Origin of the sequence: Cellulomonas chengniuliangii, assembly GCF_024508335.1 — a bacterium.
In the GTDB taxonomy this organism is placed as follows: Bacteria; Actinomycetota; Actinomycetes; order Actinomycetales; family Cellulomonadaceae; genus Cellulomonas_A; species Cellulomonas_A chengniuliangii.
Map to the genome: position 1 here is coordinate 1170396 of NZ_CP101988.1, position 24117 is coordinate 1194512.

The 24117-nt window shown below is 74.9% G+C and carries 25 protein-coding genes; 21 read left to right on the forward strand and 4 right to left on the reverse strand.

The window, feature by feature from the left end:
• The first annotated feature begins 30 nt into the window (after window positions 1–30).
• The 7 genes from leuC (at window position 31) to NP064_RS05470 (ending at window position 7616) form a co-directional block, all read left to right on the forward strand.
• Window positions 31–1485, forward strand: a complete 1455-nt coding sequence (gene leuC / locus NP064_RS05440) for a 3-isopropylmalate dehydratase large subunit (RefSeq protein WP_227570581.1) — start codon at window positions 31–33, stop codon at window positions 1483–1485.
• A 32-nt stretch (window positions 1486–1517) separates the two neighbouring features.
• Window positions 1518–2189: a 3-isopropylmalate dehydratase small subunit gene (gene leuD, locus NP064_RS05445; protein WP_227570582.1), complete on the forward strand. Its 672-nt coding sequence runs from the start codon at window positions 1518–1520 to the stop codon at window positions 2187–2189.
• A 197-nt stretch (window positions 2190–2386) separates the two neighbouring features.
• Window positions 2387–3697 carry a UDP-N-acetylglucosamine 1-carboxyvinyltransferase gene (murA, locus tag NP064_RS05450; protein ID WP_227570583.1) on the forward strand — a complete coding sequence of 437 codons (1311 nt, stop codon included), beginning with the start codon at window positions 2387–2389 and terminating at the stop codon, window positions 3695–3697.
• Between the two features lie 7 nt (window positions 3698–3704).
• Window positions 3705–4295 carry a GNAT family N-acetyltransferase gene (locus NP064_RS05455; RefSeq protein ID WP_227570584.1) on the forward strand — a complete coding sequence of 197 codons (591 nt, stop codon included), beginning with the start codon at window positions 3705–3707 and terminating at the stop codon, window positions 4293–4295.
• A gap of 225 nt (window positions 4296–4520) precedes the next feature.
• Window positions 4521–5843 (forward strand): peptidoglycan-binding protein, encoded by a 1323-nt coding sequence (locus tag NP064_RS05460; protein ID WP_227570585.1) that lies wholly within the window; start codon window positions 4521–4523, stop codon window positions 5841–5843.
• A gap of 34 nt (window positions 5844–5877) precedes the next feature.
• The gene (locus NP064_RS05465; RefSeq protein WP_227570586.1) at window positions 5878–6603 is read left to right on the forward strand and encodes a lysophospholipid acyltransferase family protein; all 726 of its coding nucleotides are present in this window, start codon (window positions 5878–5880) and stop codon (window positions 6601–6603) included.
• Entirely contained in the window at window positions 6600–7616 is a 1017-nt protein-coding gene (locus NP064_RS05470; protein WP_227570587.1) for an NAD(P)H-dependent glycerol-3-phosphate dehydrogenase, read from the forward strand. Before NP064_RS05465 ends, NP064_RS05470 begins: the two co-directional genes overlap by 4 nt.
• A 31-nt stretch (window positions 7617–7647) precedes the next feature.
• Here NP064_RS05470 and NP064_RS05475 read toward each other — a convergent pair whose 3' ends face one another.
• A complete protein-coding gene (locus NP064_RS05475) occupies window positions 7648–8847 on the reverse strand; it encodes a trans-sulfuration enzyme family protein (RefSeq protein WP_227570588.1) in 1200 nt (399 codons plus the stop codon).
• A gap of 109 nt (window positions 8848–8956) precedes the next feature.
• Here NP064_RS05475 and NP064_RS05480 point away from each other — a divergent pair, with 109 nt between their 5' ends.
• Window positions 8957–10114: a D-alanine--D-alanine ligase family protein gene (locus NP064_RS05480; protein ID WP_227570589.1), complete on the forward strand. Its 1158-nt coding sequence runs from the start codon at window positions 8957–8959 to the stop codon at window positions 10112–10114.
• Between the two features lie 54 nt (window positions 10115–10168).
• On the opposite strand, the gene NP064_RS05485 is transcribed toward NP064_RS05480, so the two are convergent.
• Window positions 10169–10672, reverse strand: a complete 504-nt coding sequence (locus NP064_RS05485; RefSeq protein ID WP_227570590.1) for a DUF3515 domain-containing protein — start codon at window positions 10670–10672, stop codon at window positions 10169–10171.
• Window positions 10673–10740: 68 nt separating this feature from the next.
• Between NP064_RS05485 and NP064_RS05490 the strand changes: the two genes are divergently transcribed.
• Complete coding sequence (locus tag NP064_RS05490) at window positions 10741–11727, forward strand: thiamine-phosphate kinase (RefSeq protein WP_227570591.1); 987 nt, start codon at window positions 10741–10743, stop codon at window positions 11725–11727.
• A 16-nt stretch (window positions 11728–11743) separates the two neighbouring features.
• Here NP064_RS05490 and NP064_RS05495 read toward each other — a convergent pair whose 3' ends face one another.
• Window positions 11744–12268 (reverse strand): GNAT family N-acetyltransferase, encoded by a 525-nt coding sequence (locus NP064_RS05495; protein WP_227570592.1) that lies wholly within the window; start codon window positions 12266–12268, stop codon window positions 11744–11746.
• 100 nt (window positions 12269–12368) lie between these two features.
• Window positions 12369–12560 (reverse strand): 50S ribosomal protein L28, encoded by a 192-nt coding sequence (gene rpmB / locus NP064_RS05500; RefSeq protein ID WP_066587508.1) that lies wholly within the window; start codon window positions 12558–12560, stop codon window positions 12369–12371.
• Window positions 12561–12761: 201 nt separating this feature from the next.
• Here rpmB and NP064_RS05505 point away from each other — a divergent pair, with 201 nt between their 5' ends.
• The 12 genes from NP064_RS05505 (at window position 12762) to NP064_RS05560 (ending at window position 24060) form a co-directional block, all read left to right on the forward strand.
• Entirely contained in the window at window positions 12762–14348 is a 1587-nt protein-coding gene (locus NP064_RS05505) for a DAK2 domain-containing protein (protein WP_227570593.1), read from the forward strand.
• A gap of 49 nt (window positions 14349–14397) precedes the next feature.
• Window positions 14398–16713 (forward strand): ATP-dependent DNA helicase RecG, encoded by a 2316-nt coding sequence (locus NP064_RS05510; RefSeq protein ID WP_227570594.1) that lies wholly within the window; start codon window positions 14398–14400, stop codon window positions 16711–16713.
• Window positions 16714–16772: 59 nt separating this feature from the next.
• Window positions 16773–17465 (forward strand): ABC transporter ATP-binding protein, encoded by a 693-nt coding sequence (locus NP064_RS05515; protein ID WP_227570595.1) that lies wholly within the window; start codon window positions 16773–16775, stop codon window positions 17463–17465.
• Complete coding sequence (locus tag NP064_RS05520) at window positions 17462–19111, forward strand: DUF6297 family protein (RefSeq protein WP_227570596.1); 1650 nt, start codon at window positions 17462–17464, stop codon at window positions 19109–19111. Before NP064_RS05515 ends, NP064_RS05520 begins: the two co-directional genes overlap by 4 nt.
• Window positions 19108–19686 carry a 16S rRNA (guanine(966)-N(2))-methyltransferase RsmD gene (gene rsmD, locus NP064_RS05525; RefSeq protein WP_227570597.1) on the forward strand — a complete coding sequence of 193 codons (579 nt, stop codon included), beginning with the start codon at window positions 19108–19110 and terminating at the stop codon, window positions 19684–19686. Before NP064_RS05520 ends, rsmD begins: the two co-directional genes overlap by 4 nt.
• 10 nt (window positions 19687–19696) lie before the next feature.
• Entirely contained in the window at window positions 19697–20197 is a 501-nt protein-coding gene (gene coaD, locus NP064_RS05530) for a pantetheine-phosphate adenylyltransferase (RefSeq protein WP_227570598.1), read from the forward strand.
• On the forward strand, window positions 20194–20706 hold the full coding sequence (locus NP064_RS05535; protein ID WP_227570599.1) for a hypothetical protein: 513 nt from the start codon (window positions 20194–20196) through the stop codon (window positions 20704–20706). Before coaD ends, NP064_RS05535 begins: the two co-directional genes overlap by 4 nt.
• Window positions 20707–20787: 81 nt before the next feature.
• Window positions 20788–21384, forward strand: coding sequence for a YceD family protein (locus NP064_RS05540; protein ID WP_227570600.1), 597 nt, complete (start codon window positions 20788–20790; stop codon window positions 21382–21384).
• 2 nt (window positions 21385–21386) lie between these two features.
• Complete coding sequence (rpmF, locus tag NP064_RS05545) at window positions 21387–21584, forward strand: 50S ribosomal protein L32 (RefSeq protein WP_227570601.1); 198 nt, start codon at window positions 21387–21389, stop codon at window positions 21582–21584.
• Window positions 21585–21642: 58 nt separating this feature from the next.
• Window positions 21643–22350, forward strand: coding sequence for a ribonuclease III (gene rnc, locus NP064_RS05550; protein ID WP_227570602.1), 708 nt, complete (start codon window positions 21643–21645; stop codon window positions 22348–22350).
• Between the two features lie 16 nt (window positions 22351–22366).
• A complete protein-coding gene (gene mutM / locus NP064_RS05555; protein WP_227570603.1) occupies window positions 22367–23293 on the forward strand; it encodes a bifunctional DNA-formamidopyrimidine glycosylase/DNA-(apurinic or apyrimidinic site) lyase in 927 nt (308 codons plus the stop codon).
• 140 nt (window positions 23294–23433) lie between these two features.
• A complete protein-coding gene (locus NP064_RS05560) occupies window positions 23434–24060 on the forward strand; it encodes a response regulator (RefSeq protein ID WP_227570632.1) in 627 nt (208 codons plus the stop codon).
• The last annotated feature ends 57 nt before the right edge of the window (window positions 24061–24117 follow it).

Below are 24117 nucleotides of genomic sequence, written 5' to 3' on the forward strand. Positions count from 1 at the left end.
ACCCATCGGGGTACACCGAGAGGACACGACATGGCCGGCACGCTGGCAGAGAAGGTTTGGGACGCGCACATCGTGCGCCGCGGCGCCGACGGCGCGCCCGACCTCCTCTACATCGACCTGCACCTCGTGCACGAGGTCACGAGCCCGCAGGCGTTCGAAGGACTCCGGCTCGCGGGGCGCCCCGTCCGGCGGCCCGACCTGACGCTCGCGACCGAGGACCACAACACCCCCACGCTCGACATCGACCGCCCCATCGCGGACGTCACGAGCCGGACGCAGATCCAGACGCTGCGCAACAACGCCGCCGAGTTCGGCGTGCGGCTGCACTCCCTGGGCGACGCGGACCAGGGCATCGTGCACCAGGTCGGACCGCAGCTCGGGCTGACCATGCCCGGGCTCACGGTCGTGTGCGGCGACTCGCACACCTCGACGCACGGCGCGTTCGGCGCCCTCGCGTTCGGGATCGGCACCAGCGAGGTCGAGCACGTGCTCGCCACCCAGACGCTGCCGCTGGCCCCGTTCAAGACGATGGCCATCACCGTCGACGGCGAGCTGCCCGCGGGCGCCACGTCGAAGGACATCATCCTGGCGATCATCGCGAAGATCGGCACCGGTGGCGGGCAGGGCTACGTGCTCGAGTACCGCGGCGAGGCGATCCGGGCGCTGTCGATGGAAGCCCGCATGACGATCTGCAACATGTCCATCGAGGCCGGCGCCCGCGCGGGCATGATCGCCCCCGACGAGACGACCTTCGAGTACCTCAAGGGCCGCCCGCACGCCCCCGAGGGCGCCGACTGGGACGAGGCCGTCGAGTACTGGAAGACGCTGCGCTCGGACGACGACGCGCAGTTCGACGCCGAGGTGGTGCTCCGCGCCGCCGACCTGGAGCCCTTCGTGACCTGGGGCACCAACCCGGGCCAAGGGCTGCCGCTGTCGGCGAGCGTCCCCGTCCCGGCCGAGATCGCCGACGCGGACGAGCGCCAGACCGCCGAGCGGGCCATCGAGTACATGGGCCTGACGCCCGGCATGCCGCTGCGCGACATCGCCGTGGACACCGTCTTCATCGGCTCGTGCACCAACGGCCGGATCGAGGACCTCCGCTCGGTGGCCAAGCTGGTCAGGGGCCGCAAGAAGGCCGACTCGGTGCGCGTCCTGGTCGTGCCCGCGTCGGCGCGGGTCCGCCTGCAGGCCGAGGCCGAGGGCCTCGACCAGATCTTCCTCGACTTCGGCGCGGAGTGGCGGAACGCGGGCTGCTCGATGTGCCTGGGCATGAACCCCGACCAGCTGGCGCCGGGGGAGCGCTCGGCGTCCACGTCGAACCGCAACTTCGAGGGACGCCAGGGCAAGGGCGGGCGCACGCACCTCGTCTCGCCGCTCGTCGCCGCCGCGACGGCCATCCGGGGCACGCTCTCGTCGGTCTCCGACCTGGGCCCCGACGTCGTCGCCCCCGACGGCAGCCCGCTCGACGACCTGCAGCTCGTCTGACCCCGACGGACCACGAGAACGAGAGACCCATCATGGAGAAGTTCACCCAGCACACCGGCGTCGGGGTGCCGCTGCGTCGCAGCAACGTCGACACCGACCAGATCATCCCCGCCGTGTACCTCAAGCGGGTCACCCGCACCGGGTTCGAGGACGCCCTGTTCGCGGCCTGGCGCGGCGACCCGTCGTTCGTCCTCAACCAGGACGCGTACCGCTCGGGCTCCGTCCTGGTCGCGGGCCCCGACTTCGGCACCGGCTCCTCGCGCGAGCACGCCGTGTGGGCGCTCAAGGACTACGGCTTCAAGGTCGTCGTGTCCGCCCGCTTCGCGGACATCTTCCGCGGCAACTCCGGCAAGCAAGGGCTGCTCGCCGCCCAGGCCTCGCAGGAGGACATCGAGCTCATCTGGAAGATCCTCGAGACCCGCCCGGGCACCGAGGTGACCGTCGACCTGGAGAGCCGCACCATCACGTGCGACGACGTGGTCGTCCCCTTCCAGGTCGACGACTACACGCGCTGGCGCCTGCTCGAGGGCCTCGACGACATCGGCCTGACCCTCCAGCACGAGGCCGACATCACCGAGTTCGAGAAGTCGCGCGCCGGGTGGCGCCCGAAGACGCTGCCGGCCAAGCACCTGCCGCCCGTCGAGATCAAGGCGGCCCGTCCCGTCGGCGTCCCGGTCGACCTCGGGGCCACGCGCACGTCCTGACCTGCCCTGCTCGCGCCACGGGCGGCCCCCACGCCGGGGGCCGCCTGTCGTGCGTCCGGGGGACGGGAGCCCGAGCGCCGATCGCCGGGCCCACATCGAGCTCCGGCGCGCGTGACGATGTGAAGGTTCGGCGCTAGGGGACGGCTCGGCGGGCCGCCCGTTACGTCCAGACCATGTTGATGGTTCACCATGGGGGCATGAGCGACCTGCTGTACGTCAACGGCGGCACCCCGCTGTCGGGTGAGATCACCGTCCGAGGGGCCAAGAACTTCGTCTCGAAGGCCATGGTGGCCGCCCTGCTGGGCGAGACCCCGAGCACCCTGCGCAACGTCCCCCAGATCCGCGACGTGGGCGTCGTCACCGGTCTGCTCCAGCTGCACGGCGTCGAGGTCCAGGCGCAGGACGGCACCCTCGTGCTCGACCCGTCGAACGTCGAGTCGGCGCACGTGGCCGACATCGACGCCCACGCGGGCTCCAGCCGCATCCCGATCCTGTTCTGCGGGCCGCTGCTGCACCGGCTCGGCGAGGCGTTCATCCCCGACCTGGGCGGCTGCCGGATCGGCGACCGGCCGATCAACTTCCACCTCGACATCCTGCGGCAGTTCGGCGCCGTCGTGGAGAAGCGCGAGGGTGGCATCCACATCGAGGCGCCGCGCCGGCTGCAGGGCACCAAGATCGCGCTGCCGTACCCGAGCGTGGGCGCCACCGAGCAGCTGCTGCTGACGGCGGTGCGCGCCGAGGGCATCACCGAGCTCGCGAACGCCGCGATCGAGCCCGAGATCATGGACCTGATCAACGTGCTGCAGAAGATGGGCGCGATCATCTCAGTCGACACCGACCGCGTGATCCGCATCGAGGGCGTCGACCGCCTCGTGGGCTTCCAGCACACCGCGCTGTCGGACCGGATCGAGGCCGCGTCGTGGGCGTCGGCCGCGCTGGCCACGGGCGGCGACATCTACGTGCGCGGCGCCACCCAGCCGGAGATGACGGCATTCCTCAACACGTTCCGCAAGGTGGGCGGGGAGTTCGCCGTGGACGACGAGGGCATCCGGTTCTTCCACCCCGGCGGGGACCTGCGCTCCATCGTGCTGGAGACCGACGTGCACCCGGGCTTCATGACGGACTGGCAGCAGCCCCTCGTCGTGGCGCTGACGCAGGCCAAGGGCCTGTCCATCGTGCACGAGACGGTCTACGAGAACCGCTTCGGCTTCACCGACGCGCTGCGCGGCATGGGCGCGACGATCCAGGTGTACAAGGAGTGCCTCGGCGGGCGGCCGTGCCGCTTCGGGCAGCGGAACTTCTACCACTCGGCCGTCATCTCGGGCCCGACGCCGCTCGCCGCCGCGGACATCGTGGTGCCGGACCTGCGCGGCGGCTTCTCGCACCTGATCGCCGCGCTCGCCGCCAAGGGCACGTCCTCGGTGCGGGGGATCAGCCTGATCGACCGCGGCTACGAGCACTTCATGGACAAGCTCGGCGCCCTGGGCGCCGAGTTCAGCCGGGACTGAGCCCAGCGTGACCGCCGCCGCGCGCGACCCGGACCACCCTGTGGAGGACTCTGGCCCGTCGCCGCGGCCGTCCGGCGTGGGCCGCCGCGGCAGCGTGCTCGTGCGCCCCGCGGCGGCTGCCGACGCGTCCGCGCTGGGCGAGGTGCACGTCGGGGCCTGGCGAGCGGCCTACCGCGGCATGCTGCCGGACGAGTTGCTCGACGGCATGGACGCGGACGTCGCCGGCGCCCGATGGCGGTCGTTGCTCGAGGACGGCCTGCGGCCCCACACCCTCGTCGGGCAGCTGGACGGGCGCGTCGTGGGCTTCGCGAACCTCGGGCCGGCTTTCGAGAGCGTCCCCGACGGCGAGCTGTACGCGATCAACGTGCTGCCTGAGGCCTGGGGGACCGGCGTGGGGCCGGCACTGCTCGCGGCGGCCGAGGACGAGCTGGTGCTGCTCGGCCACCGGGTGGCCGTGCTGTGGGTGATCCCGGAGAACGCCCGCGCCCGGCGGTTCTACGCCCGCTCCGGCTGGCACAGCACGGACCTGCGCAGCACGCGCGAGGTGGGCGGCGCCCAGGTGGGCCTGGTGCAGCACCTCAAGGTCCTCATTCCCTGAGCGTGCGGGTTCCCCAGGGCCCGTCGGCGGGTCCTCGCAGGTGGCGCCCTGGGAGAGCCGGGCCGTGGGTTCGGGGGTAGCGTGCGAACGTGGCGTCCCCCCGGCCGCGTTCATGCGCTCCGGTGTGGGGGGAGGCCTCGTGCAGACGACCCGTGGCGGCCCCTCGCGTGGACGCGCCCGCCCCGCGGAGGCGCACGACCCGGGGTCGGCCGCACGGGAGCCACGATGAGGCGCGCCAGCCCGACGCACGCCCGGTCCGAGCGGCCCCGCGCGGGCGCGTGGTGGGTGGCGACAGCCCTCGCGGCGGCCGTCGCGGCGGTGCTCGTCGTCGCCCTCCTGACGCCCACGACGCGCTCCGCGCCGAGCAAGCGGGAGCCGGAGCCCACCGCGGCCACCCGGGCGGTGGTGGAGCGCCGAGCCCTCGGCGGGGAGGCGCCCACGCTGCGGGGGACGGTGCGGCTCGCCTCCCGGATCTCCGTCCCGGCGCCGGCGGCGGCGCCTCCCATCGAGCGGCTCGTGGTGACGGACGCCCCCGCGGACGTCGGGACGGTCGTCTCGTCCGGGAACGTGGTGATCGGGATCTCAGGGCGCCCGATCATCGCCCTGGCCACCGAGGTGCCCCTGTACCGCCCGTTGCGCGCCGGCGACACCGGGGAGGACGTGCGCCAGCTGCAGGCCGCGCTGGCCGAGCTCGGCCTGTACACCGGCGACCTGGACGGGCTCTTCGGGCCGCTCACGGCCGACGCGGTCGCCGCGCTGTACGCGCAGGCGGGATACGAGACCGCGCCGCCCGACGCCCAGCGGACGGCGGCCCTGCAGCAGGCCGAGGACCGCTGGGCGTCGTTGCAGGCCGCCCAGGACGCCGCAGAGGACGGGGTGGGCGAGCCGTCGGCCGCGGACGTCACGCAGGCGCAGCGGGCGCTGGTCCGCGCGAGGGACGAGGCCGGGGTGTGGCTGCCGCCTGCCGAGATCGCCCACGTGCCGGGCGAGGGGGCGATGGTGACGAGCATCACCGAGCTGGGCGCCGTGCTGACCCCGGACCAGGCCACGGTGGCAGAGCTGGTCGGCGGGACGCCACTGCTCACCGTGAGCGGGCCAGCCGCCCGGCGAGACGCCTTCGAGCCGGGCGCCGCGGTCGAGGTGCGGGTGGTCGGCTCGGACGACGCCGTGCCCGGCACGATCCTGCCCACCGCCTCGGCCCTCGCCTCAGACCCGGGGGCGGGCGGGGCGACGGCCGATCCCGGCGGAGCCGTGGCCATCGCGGCGCCCGGCGCCGCGGAGGCCGGGATCGCGGACGGCGCCCGGGTCGTGGTCACCCTGACGGGCGGGCGGGCTCCGGCCCCCCGGCTCGTGGTGCCGCTCGACGCCGTCCACGAGGACCAGGACGGCAAGTACGTGATGGCGGCGGGCGAGGAGGGCGCCCGCAGGGTCGCCGTCGAGCTGGGCGAGCGGCGCGACGGCTACGTGGAGCTGCTCGCCGGCGCGCTCCTGGACGAAGGCGACGAGGTGATGGTCGGTCCCGCCACGGTCAGCCCTGGGACCAGATGAGGTCTCCCGGCCCGGGCGGGTAGCATCCCTGACCGTGCGAGCACCGGAGCGATCGAACCGCGCCTACCGCAACATCGCCCGCGTGATCCGGCCGCTGCTGCGGGCCATCACCCGGCGCGACTGGCGGGGCGCCGAGCATCTCCCCGCGTCGGGGGGGTACATCGCGGCGGCCAACCACATGACGAACTTCGACCCGCTGACCTTCGCGCACTTCCTGTACGACAACGGGGTCGCGCCCAAGGTCCTGGCGAAGTCGTCGCTGTTCAGGATCCCCGTGATGGGGAGCCTCCTACGCGCCACGGGCCAGATCCCCGTGCACCGCAACACCGTGCAAGCGGGGCAGTCGCTCGACGCCGCCGTCGAGGCGCTGGTCAAGGGGGAGTGCGTGGCGGTCTTCCCCGAGGGCACCCTCACGGGCGACCTGGACCTGTGGCCCATGGTCGGCAAGACCGGCATCGCCCGGCTCGCGCTGACCACCCGCGTCCCGGTCATCCCCGTCGCCCAGTGGGGCCCGCAGAACGTGCTGGGGCGCTACGGCAAGGTGTTCCGGCCCTTCCCGCGCAAGCTCGTGACGGTGGTCGCCGGGCCGCCCGTTGCCCTCGACGACCTCTACGGCCGCCCGCTCGACACCGCGACGCTGCGCGAGGCCACGGGCAGGGTCATGGCGGCCATCACCGCGCTGCTCGAGGACATCCGCGGCGAGAAGGCCCCCGCGGAGGTCTTCGACCCGCGGCGCGCACGGCCGGAGGCCCAGGCGTGAGCGCCGGCGCGGGCCTGCGGGCCGCGGTGCTGGGCACCGGGAGCTGGGGGACGGCGTTCGCCGCGGTCCTCGCCGACGCGGGCTGCGACGTGGCGCTCTGGGGCCGGACGACCGCGACGTGCGAGGAGATCACCCTCAAGCACCGCAACGAGCGCTACCTGCCCGGTGTCGACCTGCCGCCCGCCCTGCGCGCGTCGACCGACGCGTCGGCCGTCCTGGAAGGGGCCGACCTGGTCGCCATCGCGATCCCCTCGCAGAGCGTGCGCGCCACCCTCGAGCCGCTGCGCGCCGCCTTCCCCGCCGGCGCTGTGGCGGTCAGCCTGATGAAGGGCGTCGAGCTCGCCACCGACCGGCGCATGAGCCAGGTCGTCGCCGAGGCCCTCGCGCTCCCCGACGACCGCGTCGCCGTCGTGTCCGGGCCCAACCTCGCCCGTGAGATCGCCGAGCACCAGCCCACCGCCACCGTGGTCGCGTCCACCAGCCCGGAGACGGCCGCGCTCGTGGCGCGCGCCTGCGCGTCCGCGTACTTCCGGCCCTACACCAACGACGACGTCGTCGGCGTGGAGCTGTGCGGGGCCGTCAAGAACGTCATCGCGCTCGCGGTCGGCATCTCGCAGGGCCGCGGGCTCGGGTACAACACCATGGCCACCGTCATCACGCGAGGGCTGGTCGAGATCACCCGCCTGGGGCTCGCGCTCGGCGCCCAGCCGGCCACGTTCCCGGGCCTGGCGGGCATGGGCGACCTCATGGCGACCTGCGCCTCGCCCGACTCCCGCAACCACAAGCTCGGCGTGCACCTGGGCCAGGGGATGACGCTCAACGAGGCGCTCACGGCCACCGGCGGCACCGCCGAGGGCGTCAAGAGCTCACGGTCGGTGCTCGAGCTCGCGCACTCCGTGGGCGTCGAGATGCCCATCACGTCCGCCGTCGTCCAGGTGCTGCACGAGGGGCTGCCCGTCGAGGACCTCGCGCCGCTGCTGCTGGGCCGCCCGCACAAGGCTGAGCGGGTCTGACGGCTGCGGTGTGCCCGGGGCGTTCGCGGGCCTAGGCGCCCGCGACCTCGTCGGCGAGCGCCTCCGCGCTGGCCGCCGGAGCGGCGTGCGCCGCGCGCAGCGCCTGGTCCAGGTCGCGCCAGACGTCCTCGACGTCCTCGATGCCGACCGACAGCCGCAGCAGGTCCTCCGGCACGGTGAGGGACTCGGTGGCGAACCGCCGACGCCGCTCCAGGGTGGACTCGACGCCGCCCAGGCTCGTCGCGGGCGCCCACAGGCGGACCGCCCGCGTCACCGTGTCGGCCGCGTCCGACCCGCCGCGGGGACGCACCCCGATGATCGAGCCGAACCCGTTCATCAGGCGCGCCGCCCGCTCGTGGCCAGGGTCGGACGGAAGGCTCGGGTGACGCACCTCGAGCACGTCCGGGTGCTCCGCCAGCCGCCGGGCGAGCTCGGCCGCGGTGGCCTGCGAGCGCTCGACCCGCAATGCCAGCGTGCGCAGCCCGCGCAGCGCGAGCCACACCTCGAACGGCCCGGCGATCGCGCCGTGCAGGGTGCGGTGCGCCAGCAGCCGGCCGTGCAGCTCGGCGTCGTCGGCGAGCGCGGCGCCGAGCACCACGTCGCTGTGCCCCGCGAGGTACTTCGTCACGGAGTGGACCACCAGGTCCGCGCCCATGGACAGCGGCTGCTGCCCCAGCGGCGTGGCGAACGTGTTGTCGACCGCGACCAGGGCGCCCTCCGCGTGGGCTCCGGCGATGAGCGCGGGCAGGTCCGCCACCTCGAGCATCGGGTTGGTGGGCGACTCGACCCACAGCATGGACGTCGGGGCGGCGGCCACCGCGGCGAGCACGGCGGGGGTGTCGTCGATGTCCACGAGCACGACGTCGACGCCCGACCGCTCCGCGAGCTCATGCGCGAAGGCGAGGGTCACCTGGTACGAGTGGCGCGGCATCACGAGGCGGCCGCCGACGGGGATCAGGGAGAACGCCGCGGCGATGGCCGCCATGCCCGAGCCGAACACGAGCCCGGGCCTGGTGGAGCCCTCGAGCGCAGCCAGCGCCTCCTCGAACGGCTGCCACGTCTCCGTGCCGGCGCGCGCGTACAGCAGCTCGCCCGGGCCGGGCACGCCCGTTGAGACGTACGTGGAGGACAGCACGAGCGGCGGATTGACCGGTGAGCCCTGCGTGCGGACAGGCCGTCCGGCGGTCACGGCGAGGGTGGACGGGGCCTGGTCTGCGGGCTCGTGCGACATGGCAGCAGGCTACCCACGGCCCGCGTGTCCAGGCGGGGGCGTCCAACGGGGCCCACGGGCCGCCCCACGGACGCCGGGGGCACGAGGTCGCGCGGTAAGGTCGCACGCGATGGACACGACCCCGCGCCCCCAGGACCTTGCCCCGACGTCCACCCCGGCCGGGCGCCCTCGGGTGCTGCTGCTCTTCGGCGGCCGCTCGGGGGAGCACGCGATCAGCTGTGCGACCGCGGGCGGCGTGCTGCGGGCGATCGACCGCGACCGCTACGACGTGATCCCGGTGGGCATCACCCCCAGCGGCCGGTGGGTGGGCGTCGATCCGGACCCGGACGCGTGGTCGATCACCAACGGCAGGCTGCCGCAGGTCGCGGACGCCCCGGAGCGCGTCCTGCTGCCTCAGTCCACTGACGAGCGGTCGGCGCACGTGCTGGCCGACGGCCTGCCGCCTCGGGACCTGGGGCGGATCGACGTGGTGTTCCCGTTGCTGCACGGCCCGTTCGGCGAGGACGGCACCGTGCAGGGCATGCTCGAGCTGGCCGACCTGCGGTACGTCGGAGCCGGGGTGCTCGCGTCCGCGGTGGGCATGGACAAGCAGTTCATGAAGCTGGTCCTCGCGGGCCAGGGGCTGCCGATCGGCCCGTACACGGTGCTGCGGCCCGGCGAGCTGGACCGCGACCCCGACGGGGTGCGCGCGCGCCTCGAGCCGCTGGGCCTGCCGCTGTTCGTCAAGCCGGCCCGGGCGGGCTCCAGCCTGGGCATCACACGGGTGACCGACCTCGCCGACCTGCCCGCCGCGGTGGCCGAGGCCGAGCGCCACGACCCGAAGGTGATCATCGAGGCGGCCATCGTCGGCCGTGAGATCGAGTGCGCGGTGCTCGGCAGCCCGGGCGCGCAGCGTGCTCGGGCGTCCCTGCCCGGCGAGATCGTGGTCACCGACGCCCGGCACGACTTCTACGACTTCGAGGCGAAGTACCTGGCGGAGGCGGACGTCGAGCTGAGCTGCCCCGCCGACCTGCCCGCCGACATCATCGAGCGGGTGCGGGACGTCGCCGTGCGCACCTTCGAGGCCGTCGACTGCGAGGGGTTGGCCAGGGTCGACGTGTTCGTCACGGAGGCGGGCGAGGTCGTCGTCAACGAGATCAACACGATGCCCGGCTTCACGCCGTTCTCGATGTACCCGCGCATGTGGGAGGCCTCGGGCCTGCCGTACTCGCAGCTCGTCGACGAGCTGCTCCAGCTGGCCCTGCACCGGCCCACCGGCCTGCGCTGAGGCGCGAGGCCGCTTCGAGCGCAACAGCCCGCGTCGAGCCGTCGGGCCCGGCGGTCACAGGCAGGAGCGGGTGGGCTCCACGAGGGCGATGGCTGGGCCGAGCTGGTCGACGAAGCTCGTCGAGTGGCCCGCGGTGACCGCGGCCGGCACCAGCAGCTCGACGGCGGGCTCGCGGCCGTAGGTGGTGAACGTCCAGTCGGTCGCGCCGTCGGCGTCCGGCTCGCCGGCCACCGTCACCCAGTCCACCGAGGGCCCGCCCGGGGTCTCGACGGTGACGCAGCGGTCGGTGGTGGGAGGCGGGGCGTCGACCCCGCAGCGCAGCACCACGGCGGCCTCGGGCGAGCCCCACGCGGCGCTGGCCTGGCTGGTCGTGTCGAGGAGCTCGAGGTCGCCGAGCACCTCGGGCAGGGCCAGCACGACGCTGGCGCAGGCGGGGTCCGCGGCGTGGGGGGCGCTGGCCACCGACACCGCCGACGTGCAGCCCGCGAGCAGCAGGCCGAGCGCTGAGGCCGCGGCGGCCACGCTGAGGGGCCGTCGCGCGCGGGATGCGGGATTCACGCCGCCACGCTAACCCGGCGCGGCGCCGGCCAGCGACCACCGCCGGGTGTCCGGGATACCGTGGCGCCGTGAGCGCTTCCGACGACCCGACCGTCGCCGACCTGTCCGAGGACGCGATCCTCGCCCGGATCTTCCCCCACCTGCCCCAGGGACCCGGCACCGTCGTGCCGCCCGGCGACGACGCGGCCGTGGTGCGCGCGCAGGACGGTCGTGTGGTCGTCTCGACGGACGTCCTGGTGGAGGGGCAGCACTTCCGCCGGGAGTGGTCGAGCGGCGCCGACGTGGGCTGGCGGGCGGCTGCGCAGAACCTCGCCGACATCGCCGCGATGGGCGCCCGCCCCACGGCCCTGGTGGTGGCGCTCGTCGCCCCGGCGGACCTGCCCGCCTCGTGGGTGGAAGGGCTCGCGCGCGGGCTCGCGGGCGCCTGCGGCCCGCACGGCGCGGGCGTCGTCGGCGGCGACCTGTCCGGAGGCCCGGTGGTGGTCGTCTCGGTGACGGTGCTGGGAGACCTGGAAGGGAGGGTGCCCGTGCTGCGCTCCGGGGCGCGGCCCGGCGACGTGGTCGCGCACGCGGGAGTCCGTGGGCGCTCCGCCGCCGGTCTGGCGCTGCTCGGCGCGGGCCTGCCCGACCTGGACCCCACGCTGGTCGCCGCGTACCTGCGCCCCGACCCCCCGATCGCCGCGGGCGCCGCGGCCGCCGCGTCGGGGGCGACGGCGATGCTCGACGTCTCCGACGGGCTGCTGCGCGACGCCGGGCGGATCGCCGCCGCGAGCGGGTCGCGGATCGACCTGGACCCGGTGGACGTGGCCTTCGGGGAGGACCTGGCCCGGGTCTCGGCGGCGGCGCGCGCCGTGGGGGCCGATCCCCGGGCCTGGGTGCTGACCGGCGGTGAGGACCACGGCCTGCTGGCGACGTTCCCCGCCCGCACGCCGCTGCCGGCGCCCTTCCGGGTCGTGGGACGGGTGCTCGCGGCCTCGGAGGATGAGCCCGCGGTCACGGTCGGCGGTGGCGCGCCCGAAGTGTCCGGCGTCGGGTGGGACCACTTCGCGCGGTAGCCGCCCGCGCCGGGCGTCAGCCGCGGCGGTAGCGGACCTGGAGCAGCTCGGCGCCGCCCACGTCCTCGAAGCGCTCGGTGCCGTCGGGCTGGAAGCCCGTGCGGCGGAAGAAGTGGCGGGCGCGCTCGTTCTCGGCGAGCACCCACAGCGATAGGGGCGCCGACTCCCCGAGCTCGTGCACCACCGTCCGGACGAGGTGGCGGGCGACGCCGTGCCCCCACGTCCCCGGGTCCAGGTACATCGAGTAGATCTCGCGCTCGCGCGGTCGCGCGTCCTCGTCCCGACTCGGTCCGACGGTCACGAACCCGAGCAGGGCCCCCTCGAGCGCCGCGATCCACGTGCGGACGTGGTCGTGCGGGCCGTTCGCCAGGTTCCGGGCCCACTCGTCGGCGCGGGTCTCCGGATCGAGTGAGGCCAGGTGCGCGGCGGGCACGATGCTCTCGTAGGCCTCCTGCCAGGATCGCACGTGCACACGCGCGATCGCGGGGGCGTCGTCCACCTGGGCGGTGCGGATGGTCACCTCGTCGAGATCGTCCGGCATGCCCTCACCCTGCCACACGACCCCACGGCCCATCAGTCCTTGAGCAGCACAAAGGCCCGTGAGGATCTCCTCACGGGCCTTCGCGCACTGCGGGAAGGGCTCAGATCGCGCGCTGGACCTTGCCGGCCTTGAGGCAGGAGGTGCAGACGTACAGACGCTTCGGGGTTCCCGCGACGACGGCGCGCACGCGCTGGATGTTCGGGTTCCAGCGACGCTTCGTCCGCACGTGAGAGTGCGAGATGCTGTGCCCGAAGCTCGGGCCCTTGGCGCAGACTTCGCAGTTGGCAGCCACGGTGTTCTCCTGATTCGGTCTTGACACGCCGCAGCGCGGCGAAGTTCTGGTCCGGGGGCGGGCGCACAACCCGGAATGGGGCGCGACCCGTGCCCGGACGCAGCCGGGCAACCGCTACAGACTAGCCCACCTCCCCGGTGGGCCCAAACGTGGGCGGGATGCGGCATCGTGTGGGCTGGATCGGATGGAGGACGGAACCGCGTGAGACTGCTCGACGGGACGGCTGTGCGCGCCTGGGCGCTCGCGGCGCAGGAGGCGCTGGCCGGTGCGCGCGACCGCATCGACGCGGTGAACGTGTTCCCGGTGGCCGACTCGGACACCGGGACCAACCTGCACCTCACCGTCGCCGGGGGCGCCGCCGAGGTCGCCGCGCTGCCGGGCGAGGGGGCCGACGAGGGCGCCGACGTCGCGGCCCGGGCCTTCGCGCGCGGGGCCCTGCTCGCCGCGCGGGGGAACTCCGGCGTCATCGTCAGCCAGTACCTCGCGGGCCTCGCCGAGGCGCTTCCCGCCCGAGCCGACGGCGCCCAGGTCGCCCAGGCGCTCCGCGCGGCCGCGACCGCGGCGATGCGAGCCGTCGCCGACCCGCAGGAGGGCACGGTGCTGACCCTCGCCCGGGTGATGGGCGAGGCCGCCGTGTCGGCGTCGTGCGCGCCAGGCACGGGGCCCGCGGACGTCGCGGCGGTGCTGCGCGCCGCCACGGAGCAGGGCCGCGCGAGCCTCGGCCCGATCAGCGCGAAGCACCCCCAGCTGCGGGCGGCCCACGTGCTCGACGCCGGCGCCTGCGGCCTGCTGGTCCTGGTGCAGGCGCTCGCGCGGGTCGCCGCCGGCCAGGAGCAGGAGCCGGCCGACCTGGACTGGCTGCCCGCCTCGGGGCCGAAGCCGCACCCAGCCCCGCAGGGCGGAGGGGCGTACGAGGTGATGCTGCTGGTGCGCCCCCGGCATGAGGGCGGGTCGGGGGAGGGCCCGGGCCCCGGGCTCGAGGGCGGCCTCGGGGCAGTGCTGAGCGCGCGGATGCAGGCCGTCGGGGACTCCGTCGCCGTGGTGGGCGCCGAGGGCCTGTGGAACGTGCACGTGCACACCGACGACCCCGCGCGGGCGATCGCCGAGGCCGCAGTGGGCGCGCGCGACCAGGTGGTGGTCCGCCTGCTCCGCCCCGAAGATCCGGGGTGCGGCGGTGGAGCGCGCGCCGGGGAGCAGCCGGTGGCGCCCGCGCCCGGGGTCGTCGCGTGCACCGCGTCCCCCGAGCTCGCCGCGGCGCTCGCGGCGGGCGGAGCAGTCGTCCTGGTCCGCTGCGACGGCGCCGAGGTCGGCGGCCGGAACCTGCAGCGCGCGCTGACCGACGCCAGCGCGTCCCGGGTCGTGCTGCTGCCCGGTGATGCGTCCACCGCCGAGCAGGCCAGGTCGGCCGCCCATGGGCTGGCGCCCGGCGTCCAGGTGGAGGTCGTCGAGGCGCTCGACGACCTTCGGGTGCTCGTCGGGCTCCTCGCCCTGCAGGGCGGCCCGGGCGACGGCTGCACGCGGCTCGCCGGATGCGCGGCGGCGTTGGCGCGGCTGCGCACGGCGCGCGTCGACGACCCCGACGCGGCGTCCCTCGCGGCGGCGCTCGACCGGCTCGTCGACGAGCACGGCGCCCAGCCGGAGTCGCTCACCGTGCTGCTCGGGCACACGGTCGACGAGGTGCTGGCAGCCGGGCTGGAGGCGTACGCGGCGGACCGCCACCCCGGGCTCGCCACGGTCGTGGCAGGGCCCGTTGAGACGCTGCCCGGCGTCTGGCTGGGGGTCGACTGATGGCCGTGCCCGCGCACGCCGAGGGGCCGAGCGCCGTGGAGGAGCGCCGATGAGCGTGCCCGACGACGCCGTGGTGCGCCCTGGCGCCCGGCAGGACGAGCCGCTGGCCCGGGTGCTCGGGGAGCGCAGCGCCGCCCCGCTGGCGAAGCTGGGCCTGCGGACGGCGGGCGACCTGCTCCGGCACTACCCTCGCCGGTACTCCGAGCCCGGCACGCTCACCGACCTCGCGAGCCTCACCGTGGGCGAGCACGTGACCGTCATGGCGGAGGTGCAGCAGGCCACCGTCCGGGAGATGCGCTCACGGGGCGGCGCGATGCTGCAGGCCGTGGTCACGGACGGCTCGCGCACGCTGCACCTGACGTTCTTCGCCAAGCGCCGCGGCGCGTTGCGGGTGCACGAGCAGCGCCTGCTGCCGGGCCGCACGGGCATGTTCACCGGCGTGGTCTCCGACTACCGAGGCCAGCGGCAGCTCACCCACCCCGACTACCAGCTCATCGGCGTCGACGCCGACGACGAGGCCGCCGCTCTCGTGGAGGCCAGCCGGCCGATCCCGATCTACCCGGCCTCGGCCGGGGCGCCCACCTGGCGCGTGCAGCGCTGCGTGCGGACGGTCCTGGACCCGCTCACGGACGCGGACCTGCCCGATCCGCTGCCCGAGCCGGTGCGCGCGCGTCGCGGCCTGGTGGGGCTGCGGGAGGCGCTCGGGCTCGTGCACGAGCCCTACGACGACGGGCAGTGGCGCCGCGGGCAGGACAGGCTGCGGTTCGAGGAGGCGTTCGTGCTGCAGGCCGAGCTGGCCCGCCGCCGGGCCCGCACCGCGCAGCAGGAGGCCGTCGCGCGCCCGCGGGTCCCCGGGGCGCTGCTTGACCAGTTCGACGAGCGGCTGCCGTTCGCCCTGACCGCCGGGCAGCGCGAGGTGGGGGAGACCCTCGCCCGCGAGCTCGCCGGCGCGCACCCCATGCAGCGCCTGCTGCAGGGCGAGGTCGGATCGGGCAAGACGGTCGTGGCGCTGCGCGCGATGCTGCAGGTGGTCGACGCGGGCGGCCAGGCGGCGCTGCTGGCCCCCACCGAGGTGCTCGCCGCCCAGCACGTGCGCACGCTGCGCCTGCTGCTCGGCGAGCTCGCCGAGGGCGGCTTCCTCGGGGGCGCGGACCTGAGCACCCGGGTCGCGCTGCTCACCGGCTCGCAGGGCGCGGCTGCCCGCCGGGAGAACCTCCTCGACGCGGCGAGCGGTCGCGCGGGCATCGTGGTCGGCACGCACGCGCTGCTCACCGAGACCGTGCAGTTCGCCGACCTCGGCCTGGTGGTGGTCGACGAGCAGCACCGCTTCGGCGTCGAGCAGCGGGACCTGCTGCGCGCCAAGGCCGCCCAGACGCCGCACCTGCTCGTGATGACGGCCACGCCCATCCCGCGCACCGTCGCGATGACCGTGTTCGGGGACCTCGAGACCTCGACCCTGCGCGAGATCCCCGCGGGCCGCAGCGGCGTCACCACGCACGTGGTCCCCGCAGACAACGCCGCCTGGGTCGAGCGCACCTGGCAGCGGGTGCGCGAGGAGGTGGAGCGCGGCGGGCGCGCGTACGTCGTGTGCCCGCGCATCGAGCCCGACGACGAGCAGGCCAAGGGGTCCCGGCGGGGCGCCGGGCGGCACGGCGACGGCGACGGGGCGGACCTGCTGGCCGACGACCTCGGCGCCCTCGACGGGAGCGCGGCCGACGGTGGGCCCGGCGATGGCGGCCCGCCCGCCCGGGTGCTGCGGTCGGTGGTCGACGTGGCCGCCGAGCTGCGCGCCCGCCCTGCCCTCGCGGGCCTCCAGGTGGGCGAGCTGCACGGGCGCATGAGCCCCGACGAGAAGGAGCGGGCGCTCGCCGACTTCGCCTCGGGCCGAGTCCCCGTGCTGGTGTGCACCACCGTCATCGAGGTCGGCGTGGACGTGCCCGAGGCGACAGTGATGGTGGTGCTCGACGCCGATCGCTTCGGCCTCTCCCAGCTGCACCAGTTGCGCGGCCGGGTGGGCCGCGGCTCGGCCCCCGGCCTCTGCCTGCTGGTCGCCAGGGCGCCCGAGGGGACCCCCGCCGCCACGCGGCTGGCCACCCTCGCGGGGACCTCCGACGGCTTCGAGCTCGCCGCGGCCGACCTGGGCCTGCGCCGTGAGGGCGACGTGCTCGGCGCCGCGCAGTCCGGGGCCACGAGCTCGCTGCGCCTGCTGCGGGTCACCCGCGACGCCGACGTGATCGCCGACGCCCGTGCCGACGCGCGCGAGCTCGTCGACGCCGACCCCGAGCTCGTCGGGTGGCCGGCCCTGCGCGACGCGATCGACAGGCAGCTCGCCGGCGAGCGGGACGAGTTCCTCGACCGCGCCTGAGGGTCCGCGGTCCGAGTCGGGCGGCGGGGCGCGCATGGAGGCCGCGTACTCTGGCGCGCGTGTCCAAGGCCCCTGTCATCCGCGCCCGCAACCTCCTCGTCGGGTACGGCGGGGAGCCCGTGTGCGCTCCCGTCACCTTCACCCTCGGGCCGGGCCGTGTGCTGGCCCTGGTCGGCGCGAACGGCTCGGGCAAGTCCACGGTGCTGCGTGCCGTGCTGGGCCTGCTCAAGCCCGCCGGGGGCGCCGTGGAGGTCTTCGGCCGCCCGGTCGACGAGCGCGAGGCCGGCTTCCGCGCGAAGGTCGCGAGCGTCCTCGACGACGACGCCTACTTCCCGGCGCTCACGGTCGAAGAGCACCTGTACCTGACGGCCCGCGGGCACGGGGTGCGCGGCGCCGACGAGGTCGTCGCGGACGCGCTCGAGGCCTTCGGGCTGACCGAGCACGGCGCCTCGCTCCCCGTGGCCCTGTCCTCCGGCCAGCGGCGCCGGCTGCTCCTGGCCGCGGGCTTCGTGCGGCCGCGCGCCCTGCTGGTCCTCGACGAGCCCGAGCAGCGGCTCGACCTGACGATGCGCAGCCGGCTGGCCGAGCGCCTCGTCGCCGAGAAGTCCACCGGGGGCTCGGTGCTCCTCGCGACCCACGACCCGGTGCTGCTGCGCGCCGTCGCCGACCGGGCCGTGCTGATCGCCGATGACGAGTGCGAGTTGCTGAGCGCCGACGACGCCGCCGCCGCGATCGCGCCGGGCGTGCTGTGAGCGCACACGTCGAGCCCGGCGGCCTCGACCCGGCCCACGGGCTCGAGCCGGTCCTCGTCGGCCCCTCGGACCGGGGCCCCGCGCCGTCCGGCCGGTCGATCCGCCGATACACCGCCGCGGCCGCCAACCAGCGCGGTGGGGCCAGCCTCGGGCAGCTGCTCAACGACGTGTACTACGCGGTCATCTCCCTGGCCATCAGCATCGGGATGGCGCTGGGCATCACGGGCTCCTTGCGCGAGGCGCTGCCCGAGCCGCCGACCGGCGGCGTCGACGCGGGCATCAGCCTGCCGGCGCTCGTCGCCGTCGTCGTGGTGGCGTTGACGGGAGTCCTCCTGTCGCTCGCCGGGCGGCTCGGCCCCGTCGGGGCGGGCGGCGCCGAGGCGGCCTGGTGGCTGTCGCTGCCGGTGGACCGGCGCGGCCTGCTGCGTCCGGCGTCCCGGCGCCTGCCCTTGCTGGGGGCGGCCGCCGGCGCCGTCATCGTGGCCCTCCTCGACGCGGGGCTGCTCGGCGGGGAGGACATGGCGCAGGTGCTGCGCGCCGGCCTCGGAGCAGCGCTCGGCGCGGCCGTGGTGGTGCTGGCGGCGGGCATCGGGCAGACGCTGCAGGTCTCTCGTCGCACCACGGCGCTGGTCGGAGACCTGGTGCTGGCCGCGGCGCCCGTCCTGGCCCTGGTCGGCGCTGTCGCCGGATGGAGCCTCGACGCGCTTCCCACGGCGCCCGCCTGGCTGCTCGCGCTGCTGGCGGTCGCCGCGGGCCTGCTCGCGTGGCTCCTCGACCGCCGGCTGGACCGCATCCCGTCTCGATCCCTGCGGGAGAGCGGCTCGGTGGCGAGCCAGGCGGTGGGCGCCATGGTCTCCCTCGACTCCCGCGAGCTGGGCCGCGCCCTGACGGACGGCGCGGCCCGGACGCGGCGGCGCGGCTCCCGGCGGTTCCGCGGCGTCTCCGGGGCCCCTGCGGCCCTCCTCACGGCCGACGTGACGGTGCTGCTGCGCTCGACCCGGCACGTGGTGCAGATCGTCGTCGCCGCGCTCGTCCCCGCGCTCGTGGCCTTCGTCCCCCAGCTCGCCGGCCCGGTCGGGTTCCTGCTCGCGATCCTCGTCGGCGGCTATGCCGCGATGACCGCCACGGGGGAGGGCGCGCGGCGGGCGGAGATGGCCCCGGTGCTGGACCGGCTGCTCCCACTGCCCGCGGGCCAGGTGCGGCGCTGGCGCATGATCGTGCCGGGCGTGGTGATGCTGCTGTGGTCGGTGGCCGCCTTCGGCTCCATCGGGGCCTGGGCAGGCGACGTGGCCTCCTGGCTTGCCCTGGGGATCGCCTCGGCGCCCGTGTGGGCCGGCGCCGCGATCCGCTCGGCCTACCGGCCCGCCCCGAACTGGGCGGGCCCGCTCGTGTCCACGCCCATGGGCGCGCTGCCGTCGGGTGTCACCTCGGTGCTGGCCCGAGGGCCGGACGTGGTGATCCTGGGGATGATCCCGGTGGCCATCGCGATCCTGCTGGGCTCGGTGCTTCCCATCCTGCTCGGCGTCCAGATGGTGCTCTCGGTGATCGTCGTCGCCGTGTCCGGCGGCACCCGCACCCTGATGGAGCGCATGCAGGACACCCTCGGGCAGGACCCGGCCCAGCCCGGCGGGGCGGTGCGCCGATGACCCGGATCGTGGCGGGAACAGTCGGCGGGCGCACATTGCAGGTGCCCGCCAAGGGAACCCGGCCCACGAGCGACCGCGTGCGCGAGGCGCTGTTCGCCCGCCTTGAGCACCTGGGCGCCGTGGACGGCGCCCGCGTGCTCGACCTGTACGCCGGCTCGGGCGCGCTGGGGATCGAGGCCGTCAGCAGGGGCGCGGCGCACGCGACCCTCGTGGAGGCGGCGCGCGCCGCGGTCGAGGTGTGCCGGCGCAACGTGGCCGCCCTCGGGCTGGCCGGCGAGGTCGCCGTGGTCGCGGACCGCGCCGAGCGCTTCACCGCCCGGGGCGCCGCGCAGCCGTGGGACCTGGTGCTCCTGGACCCCCCGTACGACGTGCCCGAGAAGGACCTGGCCGTGGTGCTCGCCGGGCTTGAGGGGAGCCTGTCTCCCGACGCGGTGGTGGTGGTGGAGCGCTCGGCGCGCAGCCCCGAGCCCACGTGGCCCGCGGGGCTCGAGCGGTTCGACGAGCGGGCGCACGGCGAGACCCGGGTCTGGTGCGCCCAGCCTGTCACGCAGCCGTCCGGGGACGCCCTCGCGTAGGTTGGCACCCGTGACCACCGCCGTCTGCCCGGGATCCTTCGACCCGATCACCTTGGGCCACCTGGACGTGGTGCGGCGCGCGCGCAGCCTCTTCGACGAGGTCGTCGTGGGCGTCGCCCGGAACTCGTCGAAGCAAGCACTGCTGACGCCCGAGGCGAGGGTCGAGCTGGCCCGCGGGGCGTTGGCGGGCATCGACGGGGTGCGGGTCGAGGTGATCCCCGGGCTCCTCGCCGACTTCGTGCGCGAGGTCGGCGCCGCCGCCGTGGTCAAGGGCCTGCGGGGTGGCGCCGACTTCGACGCCGAGACCCCGATGGCCCTCATGAACCGCCACCTGACCGGGGTGGAGACGGTGTTCGTCATCGGCGACACCGCCCTCGCCCACATCGCGTCCTCGCTGGTCAAGGACGTGGCCCGGTTCGGAGGGGAGATCGACGACCTGGTGCCGCCCGGCGTGGGCCGGGCGGTCCGCGAAGCGCTGGGCGCAGGCCCGGCGGGGGGAGGCAGCAGATGACGACCGCAGACGCGCACAACGACGCCGAGGACCGCACCCGGCCCGAAGGGCTCACGGGGATACTCGAGGCGCTCGCGGCCTCGATCGAGTCCGCGCGGGCGATGCCCATGTCCTCGTCGGTGCTGGTGAACCGCGCCGAGCTGCTGGACCTCGTGGACCAGGCGATGGCCGCGCTGCCCAGCCAGCTGGTGCGCGCCGACGCCGTGCTGGCCGACGCGGCCGCCGCCCAGGAGGCGGCGCAGGCCTCGGCCGACTCGATGCTCCGGGAGGCCCGCATGCAGGCCGCCAGGCTGGTCGAGCGCGAGCAGGTGGTCGAGGAGGCGCGAGTCCGCGCCGGCGAGTTGATCGCCGAGGCGGAGCACACGGCCGAAGGGCTGCGCCGCGACGCCGACGACTACTGCGACCGCAGGCTCGCCGATTTCGAGATCGACCTGGGCAAGGTCCTCAGCCAGGTCCAGGCCGGCAGGGCGAAGCTCGCCGGGCGGCTGGCGGGCGCCGACGGCGCCTGACGACTCGGTTTGGGACGCGGCCCGGGGTGACGTAGGATCTTTCTTTGGTCCTGCCGGTCATCGTGCGGACCGAGACTCCTCATGACGGGAACCTGGACCGTGCAGCGCGCGACACACCTCGATCCCCGCTCGCCCTTCGTGCTCGACACCCACGAGCTCGGACGACGTCCGGGATCGATGCGGACCGTGCAGCGGACGGTGCCCGCCCCTGAGGACCTCGGCACCGAGGTGATCGGCATCCCTGCCGGGAGCGACCTGGAGCTGGAAGTCCGGCTCGAGGCTGTGATGGAAGGGGTCCTGGTCACCGGATCCGTCCGCGGCCGGGCGGTCGGGGAGTGCGTGCGATGCTTGGAAGAGGTCGTCGAGGACATCGACGTGCCTTTCCAGGAGTTGTACGTCTACCCTGAGCGCGCGGTGGTCGCGGTCGAGGACGGCGACACCGAGGAGGATGTGCGCGAGCTCGACGGCGACCTGGTCGACATCGAGCCCGCGCTTCGGGACACGGTGGTGCCTGCGCTACCCTTTCAACCGCTGTGCGGACCCGACTGCCCGGGCCTGTGCTCCGAGTGCGGTGCACGCCTGGTGGACGACCCGGACCACACGCATGAGATCCTTGACCCTCGGTGGGCTGCCCTCGGGCGCCTCCAGGGCACGTTCGACGAGACGAAAGAGAGCTAGCCGTGGCTGTTCCGAAGCGCAAGATGTCGCGCAGCAACACCCGTGCGCGTCGGTCGCAGTGGAAGACCACTGCCACGACGCTCAGCACCTGCCCGCAGTGCAAGGCTGACAAGCAGCCGCACATCGCCTGCCCGTCGTGCGGTGCGTACAACAACCGTCGCTACGCCGAGGCGGTTCGCACCGAGCACGAGGCTCGCTGAGCCGCGGTCGTCTGACCGTGAGAACCAGCATGCTGCGCGCGCGCCGTCTGACCTGGTCATGAACGACGCCGCCACACCGCTCATCGAGAAGCTCGGGGTCCAACTGGACCCCGAGCTTCTTGTGCTGTCCCTGACCCACCGGTCCTTCGCGCACGAGGCCGGCGGCATCCCGACCAACGAGCGCCTGGAGTTCCTCGGGGACACGGTGCTCGGCCTGGTCGTGACCGAGACGCTCTACCGCACTCATCCGACGCTGTCCGAGGGCGAGCTCGCCAAGATGCGCGCCGCGACGGTGTCCCAGCGCGCCCTGGCCGCGGTGGCCCGCGAGCTCGAGCTCGGGTCGTACATGCTCCTCGGCAAGGGGGAGCTCGCGACGGGCGGGGATGACAAGGACTCGATCCTGTCCGACACGCTCGAGGCGCTGTTCGGGGCCGTCTACCTCGCCCATGGGCTCGAGGAGGCGCGGGGAGTCGTGCTGCGCCTGGTCGGCCCCACCCTCGAGGCCGCGGCCGACCTAGGGGCCGGGCTCGACTGGAAGACCAGCTTGCAGGAGCTAGCCGCGGAGCTCGGCCTCGGCGCCCCGGTCTACGAGGTGGTGGGCGAGGGCCCCGACCACGCCCGCACGTTCACCGCCCGCGCGATCGTCGGGGGCGAGGCCCGGGGGACCGGCACCGGCCCCGCGAAGAAGCTCGCCGAGCAGCAGGCCGCGGCCGACGCCTACGGCGCGCTCGACGCCCTCCCACGCTCGACGGCCCCGTCGGCCTGACCTGGCACGGGTCGCCTTGCCGGAGCTGCCCGAGGTCGAGACCGTCCGCGACGGGCTGGCGCGCCACATCGTCGGGCGCACCGTCGCTGATGTCGAGGTGCGCCGGGACTACAGCGTGCGCCGGCACGAGGGCGGGCCGCTCGACTTCGCCGGGCGGCTGAGGGGGCGCCGCCTGGACGCCGTCGCCCGCCGGGGCAAGTTCCTCTGGCTGCTGCTCGACGCGCCCGGGACAGAGCTGCCCGACGCGGCGCTCATGGCCCACCTGGGCATGAGCGGGCAGCTCCTGGTCCGTGGCTCGGCCGAGGACGCCGGCGCTGCCGAGCCGCACCCCCACCTGCGGGTGCGGCTGTGGCTGGACGGCGGCGGAGCCCTCGATTTCGTGGACCAGCGGACCTTCGGCCACCTCTCCGTCGTCGAGCTCGTGCCGACCCCCGACGGCGCGCCCGGGGGAGCGGGGTCGCCGTTGCCGCTCATCCCCGAGCCCGCGGCCCACATCGGACGCGACCTGCTGGACCCGGCCCTGGACCGCGACGGGCTCGTCGCCCGGATCCGCGCGCGCAGGACCGGCCTCAAAAGGGCGCTGCTCGACCAGACCCTGGCCTCGGGCGTGGGGAACATCTACGCCGACGAGGGCCTGTGGCGCGCACGGCTGCACTACGCCCGGCCCACCGAGACGTTGCGCAGGGCCGAGGTGGAGCGCGCGCTCGACGGCGCCGCCGAGGTCATGCGGGAGGCCCTCGCGCAGGGCGGGACGAGCTTCGACGCGTTGTACGTGAACGTGAACGGGGCCTCGGGCTACTTCGACCGGTCGCTCGCGGTGTACGGCCAGGAGGGGCGCCCATGTCCGCGCTGCGGCGCCCTCGTGCGCCGGGACACGTTCATGAACCGCTCCTCCTACACCTGTCCCAGGTGCCAGCCGCGCCCGCGCAACGCCCGTTGGTAGATCCCTCGCCCGCAGTCCGGGGGTCAGGATGTCGTGCGGCCGGTGGGTCTCGACCGGATGTGCCCCCTCCCTGGATACGATGAGGTGTGCCCCCCACGAACTCCGCATCGAAGCCCGAGCGCACCGGCCCCATCACCGTGATGATCGTCGACGACCATGAGGTGGTCCGACGCGGTATCGCCGAGGTGGTCGAGCGTGCCGACGGCATGACCGTCATCGCCGAGGCGGGCTCCGTCGCCGATGGCGTCCGCCGCGCGACCTTGGTCCAACCGCAGATCCTGCTGGTCGACCTGCAGCTGCCCGATGGCACGGGGATCGACCTCATCAACGCCGTGCGCAAGCTGCACCCGGACGTCCGCGCGATCGTGCTCACGTCCTTCGACGACGACGACGCGCTGACGGCGGCGCTCGAGGCCGGCGCCTCGGCCTACCTGCTCAAGAGTGTGCGCGGCGCGGAGATCACCGACGTGGTGCGCGCTGTCGCGTCGGGCCGCACGCTGCTCGACGAGCGGACCGTGACTCGCCGGCGGGCGGGGCACGACGACCCCACGGAGAACCTCACGCCGAGCGAGATGAAGGTGCTCGACCTGATCGGCGAGGGCCTGTCGAACCGGGAGATCGCCGAGCGCCTCGGCGTCGCGGAGAAGACCGTCAAGAACCACATCACCTCGCTGCTCGCCAAGATGGGGCTGCAGCGTCGCACCCAGGTCGCCGCCTGGGTGTCGGCGCGCAAGCACAGCGGCTGGCGCGCCGAGACGGGCCGCTGAGCGATCCAGCAGAACGGGCTGGCCGAGGGAGCCTCGGCCAGCCCGTTATCGCCGCAG